The organism is Brachyspira sp. SAP_772, from assembly GCF_009755885.1.
Classification (GTDB): domain Bacteria; phylum Spirochaetota; class Brachyspiria; order Brachyspirales; family Brachyspiraceae; genus Brachyspira.
Genome location: NZ_VYIX01000002.1, coordinates 486,880 through 508,709, shown reverse-complemented (window position 1 = coordinate 508,709; position 21,830 = coordinate 486,880). Strand labels below are relative to the sequence as shown.

Genomic DNA, 21,830 nt, shown 5'->3' with positions numbered 1-21,830 from the left:
ATTAATACCTCATAAAAACATATACTATATTATTACTATCGGAAAGTATAAAAATCTTATTAATACAATTTTCTATTACCAAGTAACAATATATTCAGTATAAATATACCCATTATTAATAGATTTAGAAATAGTTACTTTAGTAGAATTAGGATATCTATATCTAAATATATTATTAATTAACTCATCAAAATATATTTCCATCATAGAATCATAATTAGGGAAATAGTATAGATGATAAATAAGCTTTCTCTTCTCAGATTTTACAACTTCTATATTAATATTTTTAAATCTTTTATTACTGAATTTAATAAGCAAATCAGCTAAATTACGGCCTCTATAAAATTTTATTTTTAATTTATTTAAAAAACTACATTTTCTAAAACCATATTTAGCAACATCTCTTATAGCCTCTTCGCTTCCATCATAAAATTCATTCATAATTATATTAATAGGCATAAAAAATGAACTAGATAATACAAATTTCTTTTTAAACTTCACTTTCTTTATATCACTATATATAATTTTAGCATCTTCAGGCATTTTAGCAATTAAAGCAATAGTTTTTTCTTTGCCAAAAGTTTCTATCATAAACTTATAAAATCTTTTTACTAGTGTATATTTAGCATAAGCCCTGTCCCCATCATTAATACTCTTAATCTTTCCGGCAATAACTTCTTCAAAATCCTTAACCACATATGAAGACATCTCTTTATCTAATGTATCAATAGAATCTCCAGAAATATTTGAAAGAACCTCTATCTCTTTAATCAAATTAAATACATCATTAATACGTTCACTCATATCTTGTGTTTTGCTAACTATATCATCTGTATTTTTAGATACTAATTTTACAGCCTCATCATTTTTCTTAGCAAAATCTGATAAATGAACCAAATCATCTTTTGCAACAGATATTCTGCCATGTAAAGATGTATATTGATCTTTAATATCTTTAATAGCACTAGTAAGATGTTCTATAGAAATATTCATATCCTTTGTGCTTATATATTTATCATCCACAACCTTTTTTACTTTAGTCATAGTATCTACAAAGTTATTTACTTTAGATATCATATTTTCTATAACATTCATTCTCTCTGTCATTTTTTCTATCATCAAGTTCATCTCTTTTTCTATCTCTCTAAGTATTCTATGAGCTTTTTCAGATTGAACATTTGTAGTAGTAGCCAATTTTCTTATCTCTTCAGCAACAACAGCAAAACCCTTTCCCTGTTCACCAGCATGTGCAGCCTCAATAGCAGCATTCATCGCAAGCATATTAGTCTGCTGAGAAACATCTATTGTAGAATTAACAAACTCTGATATTCCTCTAATTGAAGATACAAGATTTCTAGTAATATTTTCTGTCTTTAATATTTTATCTTTACTATCATTTGATAATGATAACATTGTCTCTGACTCATCTTTAGCCTTAGCAACAGACTCTGATACCTCTTCCATATCTTTTTGTATTGATAATGTTAAAGAGTTTATTTGATTTAAACTTATAGCCTGCTCATCAATTTTTATTTGCAAATCATTAGTCATCTGATCTATAGAAATAAGCTCAGCAAGGTTGGAAGCTATTATTTTATAAATTTCTAAATTACTGCTTTCTACAGCTTTAAACTCATTTTGCTGAGAAGATATATTATTTACAATTAAGTTTACAGACTCAGTCATAGAATCAGCAACCTTAGAAATATCTGACATTTTATTTTTTAATGATGTAATTTGCTCTTTAAATACTGATAAAGTCTTTGATACAGTAGAAAATACATGCTGAACCATATCAAAGAATATTATTATCCAATTGCTCAAATATCCTAAAGAGTCTTTGGAGTTTATCTTGGTGATATTAATAAACATATTATTATTAAATACACCCTCTTCAAGTTCATGCGATATTCTATCTAAAGGTTTTAATGATATTGGTATAGTAATGCTTAATATAATAATTATTATTATAATAGCAGATATCAAAATAACAAATATGGTATTATTAGTTTGATCCAAAACACTTGAGAAATATGAACTAGGTACATACATAAATAAATTATATAAACCGCTGCTAAACTGTCTGACAAATATATGATATGGAACCTCATCAATCATTACATTATTTTTTACAATAATATTTGTAGATATATCTAAATTATTTATAGCACCATTAAACCATGTGAAATCATTTACATTGCTTAATATATATTTAGGATTATCATGATATACTATTTTATTATTTCTTGTATCATATATTATTGTATTAAACGGACCTGTTTTTACTATATTAGTTAATACTTCATGTGCTATATCTAATGAAACATCAGATAAAGAAACCCCTATAAGTCTAGTATTATCTGTTGAATATATAGGCGAAGAAAATGATATTACTTTTTGAGGTTTATCCAAATTTTTTAGATATGGAGAAGAATAATAAATATCTTCTGGTCTCTTAGCTTCTCTATTCCAGTTATTAGGAAGGGCCAATGAATAAAACTCTTCATCTATATAATTATCCATAATAGTTCCAAATCTTGGCTCCATTGTACCTGCATCAGGAACATCATATAAATATAAAGAGTATAAATTTCTTAAATTAGCATTATCTGATATAACACTAGGTTCAAAATATATACCATTTGCTATAACATGATGCAAATTAAGCTGTGATTTATGAAATCTATAAATAATATCTCTAAGGTTTCTTTGAGGGTTTTCTATATTACCTACATCGTATAATTCATAAGCTACTGTAGCTATATCTGATAATGAAACGGTACCAACAGAAGTAGTAGTATAAATATTATTAAATGCTGATACTATATCATAAAAATAATTTTGAGTAACTGTCATAGCGTTATCGTACAATGCTTTTCTATTGGTTGTACTATTAATAAAAATAGTAGGAGATAATGACAATGCAACTACCAAAATAACAGAAAAAAGTACCTTATTTTTTAAACTCATATATAGAAACCTTATTTTTTTTACTTACAAAATTATTACTTAAATTGTCGGATATTGCAAGCATATTTTTGAGAGCCTTAAATATTTATTTTTTATCAATCTAAACATTATATAATTTATAAAAATTTTTATTTTTTTACTATTTTCTTTTTAAATAAATTAAAAATAGCAACAAAATCTTCATTCTTTAAAACAACATTAACTATACTGTAAATTATAACACCTATAATTATAACAACAAATACTTTTATTATAAAAACTATTCTTGTAGTATTTAAACTATCCCTTAAAATGTAATATCTAAGTGAATAAACTGCCATAGCCATGATAATGCTTGAAAATAAAGTTTTGATAGTATTAATTTTGCCGTTATTAAGAGAGAAAGACATATTCATTTTTTTCATAAGAAGTATATATAATATAATAAAAGAAACAATATTTGCTATTACACTTGAAATAGAAATTCCTATGATATCAAAATGAAATATATAAACGCATAAATAATTGCTAATAGCATTAATAATAAAAGCAAAAAAAGCTATATATACAGGAGTTTTCATATCTTTCATAGCATAAAAAGACTGAACAACTATCCTATAACTAGCAACAAAAAAAAGCGAAACAGATAAATACCTTAAAGCATTAGATACAAGCAAAGTAGATTTTTCTGAAAAAGCACCATATTGAAAAATCATAGCAACAATTTCTTTTCCGAGTATCATAAACCCAAAAGTTGCAGGTATGGTTATTAATGCCACCAACCTCAAAGAATAAGATAGTGTGTCTTTTGCCTCATCATACTTTTCATTAACTATTAATTTACTTAAAGTAGGAAGCATAACAGTAGCTATACTAACAGCAAAAACCCCCAAAACAAACTCATGTATCCTATTAGCAAAAGTAACAGCAGACACCCTGCCCTCTCCAATAGCACCAGCAAAAGCAGTAGATACTAGCAAATTAATCTGATAAATACTAGCACCAAATATACCCGGAGCAAATAATTTAATCATCTTTATAACATAACTATCCCTAAAATTAAAATTAGGCAAAAAATTAAAGCCAAGCCTATTAACAAAAGGAATCTGATAGGCAAATTGCACCATTCCTCCAATAAGTACAGCTATAGCAAAAACATAAGACATATTATTAAAAACATTAGGAAGCAAAAAATAAAATATTAATGCCAAAGATATGATAACAATATTAAGAAGTATAGGGCTAGCAGCAGATATAGAATAATAGCCTCTAATGTTTAAAACTCCCTGCATCAAAGCGGCAAGTGAAATAAACAAAAGATAAGGAAACATTATTCTTGATAAATCTACAGCCAAACTATAAGCCTCATAGCTTGCCGATTTATAAAGCAGCTTTACTAATAAAGGTGAAATTACTATACCGACAAAAACTATAAATATTAGTATTAATGATAATAATGTAAAAACAGCCCTAAAGAAAACTTTAGAAGCTTCAATACCTTTATTTTTTTCAAGGTCAGTAAAAACAGGTATAAAACTAGCAACCATATTGCCCTCAGCAAATAACCTCCTCAATAGGTTTGGAAGTATAAACCCTATAGCAAAAGCATCTGCTATAAATGTTGTACCAAGTAAAATAGCTTGTATCTGGTCGCGTACAAGGCCAAAAACTCTGCTTATAGTTGTTACCACAGACATTTTTAAACTTGACTTTACTATGTTTTCTTTTGTATTTACTTTCTCATTTTTCTCTTGCATGCAATTATCTCTTATACTATTGTTACTATTATTATATAACTATTGTTAATTAAAATAAGAAAAATACTGAAATTTTATTGATTAATTATTCTTTTTTATCTTCTTCTTTTGGCAAAGTTTCTTTCTTTAGAGCTTTCTTCTCTTTTTTGAGAGCCTTATTTTCTTCTTTTAGAGCTTTTTTAGCTTCTTTCAAAGCCTGCTTCTCATCTTTTTTTAATTCTTTAGCCCTAATTTTTTCTCTCTTGGCTTCCATCTTAGCTTCTTTTTTAGATTCTTTTAAAGCCATTTTCTCTTCTTTTTTTAATTCCTTAGCCTTAATTTTTTCTAACTTAGCTTCCCTTTTAGCTTCTCTCTTGGCATTTTTCATAATTCTCTTTTTAGCTCTATTTACAGCAACCTTCTCAAAAAATACTAATATCCAAAACCTTATATAATCAAAATATAAAAATATCCTAAAAATATTTCTTTTAAGATAAAAAGCTTCATCTTTATTTGCTTCAATTAGTTTCATGCTAGGCGATTTTTTCTTTCCGCAAAAACAGTCCAAAGGTCTAGACATAGGTACACATAACTTCATACCTAATTTGCCATTATTTTCATTAAACCAATATAATGACTTTTTAAAAGGCATATATATAAAAAATACATCAGGATCCATCTTTTTAAAACCAATAAAAGCTTTATCTAATTCTGATTTATTTTTTGTATTTTGATAAGTTCCAAGTATGCTAATATCAGGATATATTTTTTTCATTTTTTCAGTGATAGTAAAAAAATACTTCTCCTCATCACCAAATAAAAACATTGTCATCTTTCTTTGTTCTATATAAGACAATACACTAGAAAATAAATTAAAATCTTTAATATATTCTAAATCTTCTTTATATATAAACTTATATGCTTTAGATATGGAAGGATGAGCAGCAATTACCAAAGAAGCATTTTCTATAATATTTTTTAATTTCTTATTAAAACGCACACTCAATAATTGATGCACATCCAATGTTACTATCAGAACATCATTTCCATCTTTTAGTTGATCTAAAGCAGCATATAAATCATTGTTAAAAGTATCTATTCTAATACCCAACAAAGAATTTTTATTTATCATAAAATATTAAGCCCTAATAAATCATATAGCAAGAGTTCTGCATAACTCCAAATCTATAGGATCAACTTTAGGAACCTTTTTAACAGCATCCGCTAAAGGAGTGTAAGTATATTCACCTTTCCATATACCAACAGCAACATTTCTCTTACCTTCTAATAATGCCTTAACTGCAATATAACCAAATCTTGCAGCCATAAGACGTTCACGAGAAGTAGGAGAACCGCCTCTTTGCATGTGTCCAAGTATAGTTACACGAGTATCAAAACCTGTTTTACCTTCTATCTGTTTAGCTACCTCCATAGCTCCGCCTGACTCATCACCCTCAGCAACAACTATTATAGAAGATTTTTTACCTCTCTTTTTAGCAGTTTGTAGATTTTCTACTATCTTATCAATATCAGTAGTAGTTTCTGGAATAAGTATGTCTTCAGCTCCAGAAGCTATACCAACTTCTAAAGCAATATAACCAGCATGTCTTCCCATAACCTCAACAACAAAACATCTTCCATGGCTAGTAGCAGTATCTCTTAATTTGTCTATAGCCTCCATTGCAACGTTTACAGCTGTATCATATCCTATAGTATAATCAGTACCAAATATATCATTATCTATAGTACCCGGTATACCAATAACAGGAAACTCTTCATGGTGTGTAGCAAAATCTAAAGCTCCCTTATAAGTACCATCACCGCCTATAACAACTAAAGCATCTATTCCATTATATTTCATATTATCAGCTGCTTTTTTCATACCATCTTCTGTTTGAAATTCTGGAGATCTTGCAGAAAATAAAATTGTACCGCCATGATTAATAATGCCGCCAACAGCACCAGCATCCATTTTATAAACATTATTATACATTAAACCCTGATAACCTTCTCTTATACCAACAACTTCTAATCCATTGGCTATAGCTGTTCTAACAACGCTTCTTATAGCAGGGTTCATTCCTGAAGCATCTCCGCCGCTTGTTAATATTCCTATTTTCTTTATATCAGCCATATTGAAATAACTCCTTATAAAACATATAATATTTAATTATATTATTATTTATCTAATTTTTTATTGTATATTATATATTAATAATAAAAGAATTGATACACAAAAAAAGAAAAAAATTAACATGATAAATTCACAGTACATTGAAATAATAAACATCATAGAAAATAAAAGATGGGATAAACTTAAATATATCCTAAACGATATGCACCCTATAGAAATAGTGGATATAATACGTATATTAGAAAATAATAAAGATAAAACTATTCTTTTTAGATTATTATCTACAGAGAAATCTGCTTTAGTTTTTGCAGAGTTGGATTCTAATGAACAAGAAGAATTAATATCTTCTATGAATGATAAAGAAATAGAAGAGTTAATGCATGAGATGAGCCCTGATGACAGAACTTCTCTTTTTGAAGAACTTCCGGAAGAAATTAATAAAAAAATATTTTCTTTGATGGAAAAAGAAGATTTGGATATCACTAAACAATTATTAGCTTATCCTGAATATAGTGTTGGCCGTATAATGACTACGGAATATATATCTATATCTCCTAATTTCTCTGTAAGTGAAGCTTTAGAATATATTAGAAAATACGGAAAAGATTCTGAAACTTTTGAGGTTATATATATAGTTGATAACAAAAACATATTATTAGGATATATTTTATTAAAAGATTTATTATTTGCTAAAAAAGATGATATTATAGAAAACCTTATGCATACGGACATTATATATCTCTCTGCATATTCAGACCAAGAAGAGGCTGTGCTTGTGGGAAGGAAATATGATTTACTATACATACCAGTAGTTGATGCCAAAAACGCTTTAATAGGAATAGTTACTATTGATGATATATTCGATATAGCAGAAGAAGAAGACACAGAAGACTTCCACAAGCTCGGTGCCATAAGTATAGATGATGATTTTACAGGAAACATTAAACAAGCCCCTGTACTAACTTTATATAAAAAAAGAATTACTTGGCTTTTTATATTAGTATTTATAAATATATTTTCTGGTTATTTTATAGGGATATTTGAAGAGACTATAAGCAAATATGTTTCTTTAATATTCTTTTTGCCTCTTCTAATAGACTGTGCAGGAAATGCGGGGGCGCAATCTTCTACACTCATAATAAGAAGTTTATCGCTTGGAGATGTAAAAAAAAGCGATTGGCTGTTTATGTTTTTTAAAGAAATTGCCATATCTTCCATACTTGGCATTACCATGAGTTTAGCTGTTTCGCTTCTTGCAGTATATAGGGGCGGATTAATGATAGCTTTGGTAGTGTCATTATCTATGATATGCGTTGTTATTATAGGAAGTCTTATAGGTTTATGTTTGCCTTTTATATTTGTTAAACTGAAAAAAGATCCTACTACAAGCAGTGTGCCCTTAGTAACTTCTATATGTGATATTACAGGAACTTCTATATATTTATTATTAGCAAGCATTATACTCACAAAAATTAATATATAAAAATTTCTATTAGCATATTTTTTTAAATAAAAAACGAATGTAATATAAAACTATTCCGATAATAATTAAAACTATTTTTGGGAAGTTTAATTATGAAAAAATATATAGTTTTAATATTTATTTTTGCTATAAGCACTATATATGCAAGTAATTACGAGAGTATGATAGAATCAATGAGATTAGACAATATAGAAGAATTATCTATATCAGATGAAAATTCCACTATTACATTCAATCAATTAGCAGAGTATTATGCAAGCATAGTAACTGATAAAAATGCCACACCAGAGCAATTAGAAGCTTTGGGAAATATTATAAAAATGTGGACTGATACTATAAATCAAAACTTCTCTAAAGAAGAAATATTCACTAAATACAGCACAGTAACATCAACTCTATCATCTATGTCTATACTTTTAATATTAAGAATAGCTATAAAAGACAATAACATACCAACAGAAGAAATGCAAAAAAGTATTTACGAATCAATTAATAATAGATTTATACCATCATTTGCACAATTTAAAAATGACGGCTGGAAAACAGATTTTAACTTTTATGTAATAAATATGTCAGCTGCAGTTTGTAAATGGTATGAAGATGAATCAAAAAAACTAGATTATCCCGATTTTAAAGTATGGAGAGAGGGAGATTTTTAATTAATAAATATTAAAAAATTATTATTCATGGAGGAATAAAAAATCATGGAAGCACAAGTTCAAGAAAGAGAAGATGTAATGACTATTACAGCTAAAGAAGATGTAAAAACGCTCATTACAAAATATAAAGAACAAAATATTATAACTATCACAAGCAAAAAAATTAAAGCTATATAAATTAAACAAAAAGGCAAATTATTATTTATTTTATTAGTAGAAAATAATTGCCTTTTTATAAAATAATTAAAATAGTTTTATATGTTTTAAATAAATTTTTAAAACATTTAATAATTGCTTAAAATAATGCTATAAAAAATTACAAATTAAAACTCAGCACCTTCAGCACTTAAAAATCCGTCTTTGCCTTTATCATAAGAACTCTTTAATAAATATCCGTAAAAACCTTTAGGATACATTTTCAAAGCTTCGTCTAATTCTCTAAAAGCCTTATCTGTTTCATTTACTTTCATATATGCCATAGACTTGTAAATATAAGCTCTGTAAATCATATAATCTGGTAAATTACTTGTATCATTTAATGAAGTTATCACAGAATAAAAAGCAGCATTGTTATAAAAGCCCAAAGTAGCTATTTGCCACATTCCGTATACTTGTTTTGCCCTTATATTGTTTTTATCTTTTAATAGTGCCAAACGAGCATAAGTATACATATCAACTATTACACTATAAGGATATTGATTATTAAAAAAAGCAAGTGAAGTAAAAGAGTTTGCAAAATTAGCGAATGCTCCGTAAATATCAGAAGAACCTTTTTTGAAAACTTTATCTTTTTTGATATTTTTATATATCTCTCCTAAAGTTTTATAATCTTCTTCAAAAGTTCCGCTTGCAATAGACACATTAGCCCAAAGAGTGTAGCATTCTATACTTAGATGCATTTTCTCTTCTTCGCTTAAATTGCTGTTATTAACTCTATTTAAAATATCTTTAGCCTCACTCGTTCTCACAAGTCTAGAGCCTGAATGATATTCATTATTTTTATTATCTATTTCTTTTAATATAGCATTAGCCTCACTTGAAATCTCTCCGTATAAGCTGCATAAAGCATTAATAAAAATAAAAACAATCACTCTAAACATTTTAATTTCCTTATTATAGCAATTACAATTTTTTATTTTAACATTTGCAGGGCTTTGCCCCGCACCCCAGTTCTTTTATTGGTATAAAAGAACCAAAAGAACTGCATTTTATAAAATCACCTTGAGATATAAGATGTTATATTATATTTTATACATATTCCAAACATATAAAGCTCAAAAACTTGCACTTTTTGGTTCTTTGACGAAGTCCACACCGTGTAAGGCAGGAAAAAGAACAACAAAAAAATTGACAAACTTAAAAATTTTTTAGTATATTTAATTATATCTTAATTAAACATCCCCTTTCCTTTAGAGTTCATATTGCTAACATTATCTATAAAAGCCCCGTCTGGAAATATATCCTTTGCCATATTCATATACTTCTCATAATTAACTTTATCATTATTTTTAAAATAAGCCTGCGAAGTCCATAAATATACTAAATGCTTTTCCCATTTCTCTTTGGCGTTGTTTTCAGCCTTTTTAAATATTGGAAGCGATTTATCTATACCGCCTCCTACAAAATCAGGACTATATGCTGTAAGTATTGCTTTACCTAATAGTGAAGGAAAATGATTAGCATTAATTTTTAAAGCATTATCATATATCTCTCCAGCCTTACCTGAAAGTTTTACAACCTCATTAAATGAAGAATAATTAATAGCACTGCTCATCACATCAGCAACAGAAGCCATATAATCAGAATCTTTTTGTGTTAATAATGGTGTATTCTTTTTTATATTATCATTCAATAATTTGTAAGACTCTCTTTTACTTTTTGGATTCATATATATTTCCATAAGCAAAATAAGATTCTCATAAGTTTGTTTTTCTGTCTTGCCATAATTACCATTTTTTATTTTTTCTATAGCCTTATATAAATCTTCATTTGTATTAGACATATAATAAATGTTATAAAGCTCATTAAAATCTTTGCTGTATGAGAAAGCCGAAATAGTAAAAATAAAAGATAAAAGCAATACTATAAAAATATTTCTAATCATAAACCCTCCTTAAAATACTATAGTACTAATTATCAAATTCATAACCAAACTATTATTATTATCAACTCCGAAAGTTAATTGTAAAGGTGTTGTGCCGTAGAGGTTATAGCCTATTCCTCCACCCACAACATATAATAAATTTCCTTTATCAATGCTATTTTCAAAATATTTTCCGTACCCTGCATTTCCAAAAGCAACCAAGTATATATCATTAAAACCCGAAGGAAGAAATCTCATAAAAAGCTTATATTCAAGATGAACGAATGTAAGAAAGTCCATATTTTTTGTATGAGCTTTCAAATTACTTAAAGGCATCATCATAAGAGAATATAAATATTTAAACCCAATAGAATATTTTTTCTCGCTTTTATCAAAATAAGCACTGTAACCCACATAAGGCATAATTCCAAGCTCTCCCAAGTAGTGAAAAAACGAATAAGGAATACTAGCATAAACATTATAAGAATACTGCTTTTCATTAGGTATAATACTTGCCCCAACCCCAGCATTAAGCTTTAATTTATTAACTCCGTCATCAACAAATGTACTACTTAAACTAATACTCTGATTAATCTTAAATATAGAACTTAATCTGTAAACCTCTCTTTCAGAAGCAATCATTTTACCTATATTCATTCCATAATAAATACTTACATTATCAAAAGAATAACCTAATTTTAATTGTCCGTAATATTCCAAATCTTTATAATTAAAAGTAGCAAATGGAGGAGTTATTCCTTGTTTGTAATTTAAATCTATAAAAAATTTTCTGTATCTATATTCCATTCCAATATTAGCAAACATTCCAAATGATGATTCTGCCCCATAATCAAAACTTACACCCACACGAGGAACATATACAAAATGTGAGTTCTTTTTATATGCATATCCTAAATCAACAGAAAATGGAAATCCATAATAATTATAACTATAATGAAAGCCAGAGTTTACAAAATCATTTTGAGCAAAAAGGAAACTTGACAATATAAAAAAGATTAACAGTAATTTTTTCATAAAACTCAACTTGTATTTATTTAACTATATTAATATTGTAACAAAATTATTATGTCTATCAATATACTTTGTGTAAAATATTAAAAAAATTTAATTTCTATATAAAAACAAATCATTTTATAAACTGTAAACTAGATATTAAGTAATTAACTATATTTAGAAATGATATATAAAAAGTTTATATACTGAAAAATTTTAAGTTTTATCAATTTTTTGTTGTTCTTTTTCCCGCCTTCGCTGTGCGGACTTCGTCAAAGAACCAAAAAGTGCAAGTTTTTGAGCTTTATATGTTTGGAATATGTATAAAATAACCCCTATATTTTTGCTATAAATGCAGTCCTTTTGCTTCTTTGGGTCATACCCACAGGTACTTCCTTCGGTCGCCAAAAGAAGTGGGGTGCTACCCTACGGGCACGCTTCGCAGGGGGCAAAGCCCTGCAAATATTTTAAATTTAAAAATTATTTTTGACAAAATATAGTTGTTTAAATATAAAAACAAGCCTATTATTACTTATCAACATATCTGAAAGTATTAACTGCAAGAATTAAAGCAATTATCAAGCAAACTAAAAGTACTGCTAAACCAATAAAATATGACTGAAAATCAAAATAATAAGCTCCCCTAACAGCATTTAAAAAATACTGAAAAATATTTAATCTGCTTAAAAACTTCACTACACTTGGAGCATTATACAAAGAATAATAACCATCACTCAAAAACATAGAACCCATTAAAATAATATTATATAGTATACTAGCAGTTTCATTATTTTTTACCAAACTAGAAACAAAGAAACTTATAAATATATAAACTAAAGATGCCGCTATAATTACAGGTAAAAATAAAAGTATAGAAACAAAATAAAGCTCTAATTTAAAAAACAAAGCACAAGAAATAAATACAAACAAAGAGCTTATAATAGATATAATCACCCAAGCACAAGAAGAACTTATAATATATTTATATAAAGGAAGCGGAGTTACTTTAAGCAAATTATAAACACCCCTTCTTCTTTGACTTAATACATTAAAACTAGTAGTCATAAAAGAATAAGCAAGCACACTCACACAAGTCATAGCAGTAAGTATATGAATAGTATAGACTTCAGTATTAAATAATATACCCAATGCTATTATTGTAACTATTGGGAAGAAGATAGACCAGAATATAAGGAAAGGGTCTCTTATAGCTTTTTTTATAGTGAGTTTAAATATCGTTTTCATATAATCAAAACTAAAAACTATTTTTTAATAAATTTAAAAAACATATTAATAATTAGTAATATGCAGATAAACTTTCTCCAAACTATCAAAATTATACTTCTTTAAAAGTTCTTCTTTACTGCCCTTTTCTAATATCTCTCCTTTATATAAAAATACTATTTTACTCGCTATATCTTCTACCTCCTCTAAATCATGAGAAGTAAAAAGTATAGTCTTATTATTTTTTGCAAGCTCTAATATCATATTCTTTATATTATATCTTTCTCTCGGGTCTAAACTCGCAGTAGGCTCATCAAATATAAGTAAATCATGGTTTTGCATAGTAGCTATCATTATAGCAAGTTTTTTCTGCTCTCCCCCAGAAAGCTTTATAGCGGGTGTTTTTGGATTAAGACTATATTTATTAAGAATACCTTCTATTTCTTCATCACTCATCTTAATGTCATAAAGAGCTGAAAACATTAATATATTATCTTTTACATTGTAGCCTTCAAAAAAAGGAGTGGATTGCAATTGAAGACCTATATGTTTTTTATAATCTTCTATATAGATTTTTAATTCACCCTTATCAGCCTTCAATATTCCTAATAATATATTGATTAATGTAGTTTTACCTGAACCATTCGGACCAACAAGTGCTATTACTTCACCTTTATTTATATCTAAACTTACATTTTTTAGAATAATATTTTTATTAAACTTTTTCTCTATATTTTTAGCACTTATTAATACTTCTTCCATTAAAACCAACTCTATTTGATAAAAACTATAATTATTAAAGCAACATATATTAAAAATGTCAATACATATAAGCCCGCTGCATCATAACAATGCAGCAGACATAACAATTTATTATAAAACTATAATAAATTAATGATTAGTTGTAGTTGTTATATTAACACAACAAGAACAACAACAAGAACAGCAACATCCTCCAGGAGTCAATACCGCAGATTGGCTCTTTAAAGAACATGTTGTGCGTACTTTTGAAGAATATTTAATCATATAAATAACTCCTTTAGATGTATTATATTAAACTCTTTAATAACTTTAATAATTAAAGAGAGTAATACCTTTTTTATGAGTATATTCCCATATTTTCAAACTGACCAAAATAATATATTGTAAAAGCAGCATTAGCAAATATCGCTGCAATTAAACTATTAGTATATTCAAAAGAAATAGCATTAATAGCTGTAATAATAAAACAAGAAACTACAAAAATTAAAATTTCTTTAAAATTATTAAGCCTAAGCATTTCTTCAAAAGAAAACAATAAAGCAACTGCAAGAATTATAAAAAATAAATTAAACTCCTGAAATTGATTTTTAATGGCTAAATATATTACGCCATTAAAAAATAAACATTTAATTACACTTGCCAATAATATTAAAGTCCACTTTTTATTATTTCTTGAAGAATACAACAAACTAATAGGAGCAGACAATAATATATTGCTAAATATAACATTTGTTTTTATATTTTTATTAAATAAACTTATTATTGCTAATATTATTTCAAAAGCAGAAATAACAGCAAAAATATTAATAAAAATATAAACAATATATTTTCTTTCTACGAATAAATATAACAAAATATTTTGTTTTTGCAAAAAACTAATAATAATTGAAAATACAATTATAAAAAACCAATATATATAAGTGCTTATGTAAATATAAATATCATCATAATCCCTTTTAGAATAATTCATAATATTAAAACATAAGTTATTTATGATATTTTTACAATTTAAGAATCTTATTACAGTTCCTAATATAAAGCATATTACAATATAAGGTATAAGTTTTAAAAATATCAATTTAATGCCTCTCTATTACTTCTTTTAAATGATAAAATATATAAAATAAGGTTTTGCAAAAAATGAGTAATAGCAGGTATTATTATGCTAAAAGAAGAATAAACAAATAACAAAGAATATATTATACCAACTATAAACTTTTGAAACACCGCATTAGCACCAAAATATATATGATTAATAGAATATGTAAATGCTGATATTATAATAACAATAAAGATATTTACTTCTAATATATTATATAAAATATTAAAAAATACCTGCCTAAAAATAATCTCCTCGCAAATAGCACCTATAAATATAATTATAATATCAAAAAAAATATTATTTTTATTTATAATTTCATGAACCGATATTTTTTTAATCCAGAATTTATATTTAATAAAATGAACAGCAGCAACCTCAATTATTTCTATAGCAATGCATACAAAAGACATAATAAAAGCTAAAACAATAAAATAAATATTAACATTATAATTAATACTTCCAATATACCCTGTAAAAAATGCCATCACTACAAATAAAAAATAGCTTAAAGCATTAGGCAAAATACTGCTTATTTTGTAAAGATTTAATTTAAAAAATATACCAATCAAAGAAGTAGGAAAAGAAACAGCAATTAGCACAAGAATAGCACTAAGGTAATGGGTGTGGAAATTCATTATTTGAAATTCCTCCATTTTTAATTATTCTAGGGTGCTTACTATATGGGAAAGCAGGCATAGACATTTGAAGAAGCTCTGGAACATACACACGCATTACATGCAAATCTTTATCAGCTATTTCTAAGGGCGTAATATCTAAATAAACTGCATATTTTGAAATATTATAAATACCATTAAATAAATACTCCAAATCTTTATCAGTATTTTCTTCGAGGTTTTTATATTTTTTTAATTCAATTTTTTCTGTAACTTTGCTGTTTATAAAGTTTAGTTTTTTGTCTTTATCGTCTAAAGAAGCCCAATAATTAACATTGCTGTCAAGATTAAGATAAGTTTTTTGATACTTAGTTTCCAAATAATCAGCAGGCATAGATAATGGTCCATTAATATTTAAAGTAAGTATAGCCAAAGCCTCCATAAAAGCCCTATATATCACTTTTTTAGGATTAAGCCCAGAAGAAGCTCCTACAACAATATATGGACTTTTTTCACTTTTGTTTATAAGCATAACAGTAAAAACATATCCTAATTTTTTATCAACAGTATAGTCAAAAACTCTTATATTATAATCAATCTCTTTTAAAATTGTATTAATAGTTTGAATATCATCATCAATAACAACTTCTTTAACTTTGCTATCTGTATACCATTTTATCATACAAGCATCACATTCTATAATTTCAGATATAGCAGATTTTAAAGCTAATTTAATATTTTTATGACTAGCACTTCCTTTAGAAAATCCGCCTATAAACACTTTTTCATTTTTATCTTTTCTTATTATATGCGATAAAAAGAAATTCTGTGCTGGAATATAATACTCTTTCTCTTTATCAAATAAGGAAGGTAGAAGCACCCAAGATAATATATCATCTTCCGTAATATTTTCTAAAATTCCTATACTGTTTAATTTATTGCAATCTTCATCGCTATATATTTTAACATATTCAAAAGGTATTACATTATTAGGATACTTTTCTTTTAATTGATTATAAGAAGCATATTTTAATTTTTCTTCAAAATATAAATTTGATGTAAATAAAGCATATCTCTCAATACCTTCTCCTAATAATCTTATAATAGCTTCATCTCTATAAATGCCATAACCAGAAAGATGATAATTAACCTCAGCATTATCTCCCAATAATATTTTATGATAATCTGGAAGCATAGAAGTACAAGTATTCATATTTTGAGCAATAACAGAATTAGCCTGCATTACAATAATAGAATCCATAATACCTGTTTGATGTCCGCAAATAGAATTATATTTATTTAAAACATTTTTATGGCTTGGGTAATATTTAATCATAAGTTTTCCATTTCTATATAATTTATTAAAAATTATAATATTTTCAATTATTTAATAAATACCTAAACAACTATAATTCGTCAAAAATAAAATTATATTTATTTTTAATATATGGGGCTTTGCCCCATACCCCACTTCTTTTGTTGCCACAAAGAAGCAAAAAGGCTATATTTTAAATTTAATTTGATAGTTTATATCATATATAAAAAACAAATTAGTATTATTTAGTTATAATTTTTTGCTTTAACTTTTTGGTTATTTGATAAAGTCCGCACCGAGACTGAAAGGAGTACATGTAGGTGAGAATTGAAAAGAACAACAAAAAATTTATAAACTAAAAAAATTTTACTATAACTTTAATATAACTTTACTCGAAAACTTTTCTATTATTTCTTTTGAAGAAGTATACATTTCATTATATTTAGCCTTGCTTATATGCCCGCATGCTGCACAGAAAGGCACTCTTAATAAATCCTGAATTTGAATCTCTATAGAAGGTATATAAACATTAATAACGCGTCCTGATAGTTTGCATTTTCCTATAGTAGCAAATAAAAATGCTTCATATAATGCAATAGAAGTAAATGTTTGTAAAATAGGAGTTATATAAGTTTTTTTATTATTTGATTTTAAATTAATAGTTTGTTTAACAAATTTATTATAAACTGATAAGCTTTCATTTCTTGCTATCACTCTATTTTCAAAACATTCATAGCAAGCTGTTTCTTTTGCCTTTATAGTGGTAATATTTAAAAATGGTCCATCTAATATTGATATAATCATAGGAATTGATTTTTCAAGTAAAAGCCTATTAATATTTCTAAGTAAATTTAGTCTCGGTTTCTCTACACTTACAACCACACATGATATATCACAAAATAACTTTAATAATTCTTTTTGCTCTTCAATATTTTTAATAGCATCTGTTGTGTCTGTAAGATTTGCTTTTTCTATATTTTTTATATCATCAATATTCATCATAACAACATTCATATATAAATCTTCTGACATTAATTTGGCATAATCTTTTAGTCTCTCGCTATCCGTTATAAACATTACTTTATTTTTTTGAACCTTGCTTTCATCTGGTATATCATAAAAATACTCCCCTATAAGCTCATAAACACTATTAAGCATATTGTTCTCATCATACTCTAAAAACCTATTGCCTATAAGAGAAGATATAATTTCATTCAAAAAATTACTTTCTTTTTCATCAAGAGAAAATTTCTTAACTACATTATCAAAAGAAATTAACTTATCATCAAAAAGTTCTTTAGCAATAAATATTAAAGCTTCTTTTACATTATTATTTAAATCATTAAGCTCTAAAGAAGCCTCTTCAAAATTCCATATCCCCTTTCTAAATCTAATCTCATCATCAGAATTAAAAAATACACACACATTATCATAAAGTTTTATATTTTTCTTAGCCATCTTAAATAACCTATTAATATTTATTTCATAATCATTTTGAAAGCAAAGTTAAATGCACAACATGATCACTCTGCCCATCTAGATTTAATAATTCTTCAGATAAAGTTTTATTAAATCCTCCAATATCGCATGCTAAAATACCACTTGCAGCCGCAGTAAGCTGTATATTTTGTGCAATCTCTCCTGTCTCTATTAAAGCAAACTGCAAAGCCATATCCCCATATTTTCTAGTGTTTTCATATATGCTATATACATAGTAAATAGATAAAGCAGCTTTTCTTAAATCTATTCCCCCTCCAAAAACATTATTATTATAGTAATTCTCTAAATCATCATCATTAAATAATTTTATCTTTTCAAGCGAATGAGTAAAAGGCATATATTTGTATATACCCTTTTCAAGATTATTTATATTAAGTGCCACGATATACAAATAAATAGGATAAAGCCCTCCGCCTGAAGGAGCAGTTCTTAATTTTGATATATATTTATCTCCAAATGTTATAGTGCCATATTCTTCTTTGTTTAAATTAAAATCAAAATCTCCAGAAATTCCATCGCCATAATAAAGCAAGGTAGACAAATCGCTTAATGTTAATGGCTTGCCTTTAAAATCTCTCCTACTTCTTCTTGACCTTATAACTGAACCTATAGGAGCATTAATATTTTTATATGGTGGAAGTTTTATAGCATTTCCTTTTTTATGAACCTCTTCTTCAAGTAACACTCTATTGCTTAAAGCAGCATCTATTGGAAATGATGAATAGCTTGTTACATTAAACATAGCAGATAAATCTATTGATGATTTCTTTGAGTTTAATAAATATTCTTCACTTATATTTCTATTTACCTCAGAGTGCATTACTCCTCTATAAGAAGATTCTGAAGTTTTTATTCCTATAGTATCTGCATACATAGAAACAGGTATATTTGAAGAAAAATTCACAACGCTAAAAAGTAATGGTATCTCTCTTGATTCTAACTCTTCTTTGCTTATCTCTATTTTTTTAATATCTTTTTTCTTTATAATAGACACATAATATTCCTATTTTTGTAAATCGTATCTAATATATAATACTAAAAAAATTTATTTTGTAAAATTAAAATATAAATAAAAAAGACTATACTTATATCATATTAACTTTTTTAATATATATTATATAAGTTTTTTATTATCTTAAAGGAGCTTCTGATATAAGAACTTTTATATTATCTAATTTATTTCTATCTGTATTTTTTTCATGTAAAATCTTTCTTATATATTCAGCAAGCGATTCATTATTTTCAACTTTAGAACCTATTATAATTTCTTTTATATAATTTGTGTTCTTATCAAAAAGTTTTAAATAATCTATATAAAGTTTATTATTAATTCTATCTGCTTGTATCTCTTTAGATTTATAATCAGAAGTTACAAGCATTCTTAATTCTTGTTCTTCAAAAAATGCTTCATGTTTTATTATGTATTTTATATTTTCAAATAAATAATTATATAGTTTAGGGTTAATATTTTTTTCTTTAATTTTTATAGTATATTCAAATATCTTTGAAAATGCATATTTAATTTTATCTTCAATAGTGTCATCTTCTTTTAATTTTTCTTTATAATCATTTATGCCGTTCAAATCAATAACATTACTTGTATATTTTAAGTCTTCTTTATTGAAAATAAGTTTATTTAATTTTTCATTATAATAAAGCACCCAATATAAATTTCTTTTATTTTCTTCTTTTTTTATTTTTTCATTATCTTCATTATTTTTTATACTGTTTTTATTATTTTTATCTTCACTATTATTTAGATTATTTACATCAAAATCATAATAAGAAAAAGGCGAAGTATATAAATTAGTAAAATATTTATTATCTAAAACCAAACATATACCAGTAGCTTCTTTATTGTTTTTTTTACCATATAATCTAAACATAGTAAGAGAATCTCTGTTTCTTGAATATGATGTTTGCAATGTTACAGCTTTTTCATCGCTTCCTATTTTTATATCTATATTATTTCTATTAAAAATACTTTCTAAAATATCTCCTTCTTTAGGGTCATTGGCAGTTGTTATATTATTTATTCTTATGTTTCCTGCTTCTTCTGAATTTTCATCTTCTAATAAGATTAATAAAATATTCAAAGATGTATAATGAGATATTTCTATATTTTTATCATTAGTATTAAAAGTTAATATTTTAAGTAAAAAATATTCATATAAAATTAAATATTTAATATTTTCAATAATCTCATTGTCTAATTTTTCAGTATATTCAAAATGAAAAATTAAATTAGTAATTGGCTCATTTTTCCATAATTCTTTGTTTTCATCTATCACTAATAGTTTAAAAAATTTATTAATATCATTATATTTATTAAAATCTTGAAGAATTTTTATAATAGTTATATCAAAGGCATCATTATTATTTTTAGCAAATATTTTAAAATCATTAACAGCTTGCTTATATTTTTTTAAATTTATTTTTAATACCCCTCTATTAAAATATGCCTCTTTATTATTTGGATTTAATTCTATTACTTTATTAAAATCTTCTATAGATTCCTCATATTTTTCTAACTCATAATTTAACGCCCCTCTTATAAAATAGGCGTTTTCATTCTTTGGATTTAATTCTATTACTTTATTAAAATCTTCTATAGATTCCTCATATTTTTCTAACCTTGACTTTGCAAGTCCCATATTAAAATATGCATCTTTACTATTTGGATTTAATTCTATTACTTTATTAAAATCTTCTATAGATTCCTCATATTTTCCTAATTGTAATTTTATAATGCCTCTATCAAAATATATATTTTCATTCTTTGAATTTAATTCTATAGCTTTATTAAAATATTCTATAGATTCCTCATACATTCCTAATTTTGCTTTTGAAACTCCTATACCAAAATATGCATTTTCATTCTTTGGATTTAATTCTATAGCCTTATTAAAATATTCTATAGATTCCTCATACTTTTCTAATTTCGCTTTTAAGAACCCTATACTAAAATATGCTTTTTCATTCTTTGGATTTAATTCTATAGCTTTATTAAAATCTTCTATAGCTTTAGTATGTATATTAATTATTAAATAAAGTGCTCCTCTACTCAAATATAACTCTGAATCATTATTATCTTTTTCTATAGCTTCATTAATCAGTTTTATTGCTTCTTCTACTTTTTTAAAATATACTAATTCTTTTATTTTATATTTTAATTCTTCTGTCATAAAATAATCCAAATATTTTTTACATATTATAAACTGCAAACTTATTTTATAAAACAATATAAATATTACT

18 protein-coding genes are annotated in these 21,830 nt (G+C 25.8%); 3 read left to right on the top strand and 15 right to left on the bottom strand.

What is annotated here, in order from left to right; all coding sequences use genetic code 11:
• Nucleotides 1-75: 75 nt before the first annotated feature.
• The 4 genes from GQX97_RS07440 to pfkA form a co-directional block, all read right to left on the bottom strand.
• Nucleotides 76-2,970: a methyl-accepting chemotaxis protein gene (locus tag GQX97_RS07440; RefSeq protein ID WP_157151315.1), complete on the bottom strand. Its 2,895-nt coding sequence runs from the start codon at nt 2,968-2,970 to the stop codon at nt 76-78.
• A gap of 128 nt (nt 2,971-3,098) precedes the next feature.
• Nucleotides 3,099-4,706 carry a murein biosynthesis integral membrane protein MurJ gene (murJ, locus tag GQX97_RS07435; RefSeq protein WP_157151314.1) on the bottom strand — a complete coding sequence of 536 codons (1,608 nt, stop codon included), beginning with the start codon at nt 4,704-4,706 and terminating at the stop codon, nt 3,099-3,101.
• 85 nt (nt 4,707-4,791) lie between these two features.
• Nucleotides 4,792-5,817 (bottom strand): WecB/TagA/CpsF family glycosyltransferase, encoded by a 1,026-nt coding sequence (locus GQX97_RS07430; RefSeq protein WP_157151313.1) that lies wholly within the window; start codon nt 5,815-5,817, stop codon nt 4,792-4,794.
• A gap of 21 nt (nt 5,818-5,838) precedes the next feature.
• Nucleotides 5,839-6,819, bottom strand: coding sequence for a 6-phosphofructokinase (pfkA, locus tag GQX97_RS07425; RefSeq protein ID WP_157151312.1), 981 nt, complete (start codon nt 6,817-6,819; stop codon nt 5,839-5,841).
• Between the two features lie 121 nt (nt 6,820-6,940).
• Between pfkA and mgtE the strand changes: the two genes are divergently transcribed.
• The 3 genes from mgtE (at nt 6,941) to GQX97_RS15065 (ending at nt 9,138) form a co-directional block, all read left to right on the top strand.
• Nucleotides 6,941-8,302 carry a magnesium transporter gene (gene mgtE, locus GQX97_RS07420; protein WP_157151311.1) on the top strand — a complete coding sequence of 454 codons (1,362 nt, stop codon included), beginning with the start codon at nt 6,941-6,943 and terminating at the stop codon, nt 8,300-8,302.
• 92 nt (nt 8,303-8,394) lie between these two features.
• Entirely contained in the window at nt 8,395-8,961 is a 567-nt protein-coding gene (locus GQX97_RS07415; protein WP_157151310.1) for a hypothetical protein, read from the top strand.
• 45 nt (nt 8,962-9,006) lie between these two features.
• Nucleotides 9,007-9,138, top strand: a complete 132-nt coding sequence (locus GQX97_RS15065) for a hypothetical protein (RefSeq protein ID WP_255447271.1) — start codon at nt 9,007-9,009, stop codon at nt 9,136-9,138.
• A 146-nt stretch (nt 9,139-9,284) separates the two neighbouring features.
• Here GQX97_RS15065 and GQX97_RS07410 read toward each other — a convergent pair whose 3' ends face one another.
• The 11 genes from GQX97_RS07410 to GQX97_RS07360 all read right to left on the bottom strand — a co-directional run bounded on the left by GQX97_RS07410 (nt 9,285) and on the right by GQX97_RS07360 (nt 21,760).
• Nucleotides 9,285-10,061 carry a hypothetical protein gene (locus tag GQX97_RS07410; protein ID WP_157151309.1) on the bottom strand — a complete coding sequence of 259 codons (777 nt, stop codon included), beginning with the start codon at nt 10,059-10,061 and terminating at the stop codon, nt 9,285-9,287.
• Between the two features lie 287 nt (nt 10,062-10,348).
• A complete protein-coding gene (locus GQX97_RS07405) occupies nt 10,349-11,065 on the bottom strand; it encodes a hypothetical protein (protein ID WP_157151308.1) in 717 nt (238 codons plus the stop codon).
• A 9-nt stretch (nt 11,066-11,074) separates the two neighbouring features.
• Nucleotides 11,075-12,079, bottom strand: a complete 1,005-nt coding sequence (locus GQX97_RS07400) for a hypothetical protein (protein ID WP_157151307.1) — start codon at nt 12,077-12,079, stop codon at nt 11,075-11,077.
• A gap of 507 nt (nt 12,080-12,586) precedes the next feature.
• Complete coding sequence (locus GQX97_RS07395) at nt 12,587-13,303, bottom strand: ABC transporter permease (protein ID WP_157151306.1); 717 nt, start codon at nt 13,301-13,303, stop codon at nt 12,587-12,589.
• A gap of 45 nt (nt 13,304-13,348) precedes the next feature.
• Nucleotides 13,349-14,044 (bottom strand): ABC transporter ATP-binding protein, encoded by a 696-nt coding sequence (locus GQX97_RS07390; protein ID WP_157151305.1) that lies wholly within the window; start codon nt 14,042-14,044, stop codon nt 13,349-13,351.
• Nucleotides 14,045-14,381: 337 nt separating this feature from the next.
• Nucleotides 14,382-15,122, bottom strand: a complete 741-nt coding sequence (locus GQX97_RS07385) for a hypothetical protein (protein ID WP_157151304.1) — start codon at nt 15,120-15,122, stop codon at nt 14,382-14,384.
• On the bottom strand, nt 15,119-15,781 hold the full coding sequence (locus GQX97_RS07380; protein WP_157151303.1) for a CPBP family intramembrane glutamic endopeptidase: 663 nt from the start codon (nt 15,779-15,781) through the stop codon (nt 15,119-15,121). The genes GQX97_RS07385 and GQX97_RS07380 overlap by 4 nt, the downstream gene beginning before the upstream one ends.
• On the bottom strand, nt 15,756-17,096 hold the full coding sequence (locus GQX97_RS07375; RefSeq protein WP_157151302.1) for a YcaO-like family protein: 1,341 nt from the start codon (nt 17,094-17,096) through the stop codon (nt 15,756-15,758). The genes GQX97_RS07380 and GQX97_RS07375 overlap by 26 nt, the downstream gene beginning before the upstream one ends.
• Before the next feature lie 348 nt (nt 17,097-17,444).
• Entirely contained in the window at nt 17,445-18,533 is a 1,089-nt protein-coding gene (locus GQX97_RS07370; protein ID WP_157151301.1) for a streptolysin associated protein SagC, read from the bottom strand.
• A gap of 31 nt (nt 18,534-18,564) precedes the next feature.
• Nucleotides 18,565-19,569: a SagB/ThcOx family dehydrogenase gene (locus GQX97_RS07365; RefSeq protein WP_157151300.1), complete on the bottom strand. Its 1,005-nt coding sequence runs from the start codon at nt 19,567-19,569 to the stop codon at nt 18,565-18,567.
• A gap of 136 nt (nt 19,570-19,705) precedes the next feature.
• Entirely contained in the window at nt 19,706-21,760 is a 2,055-nt protein-coding gene (locus tag GQX97_RS07360; RefSeq protein WP_157151299.1) for a tetratricopeptide repeat protein, read from the bottom strand.
• Nucleotides 21,761-21,830: the final 70 nt, after the last annotated feature.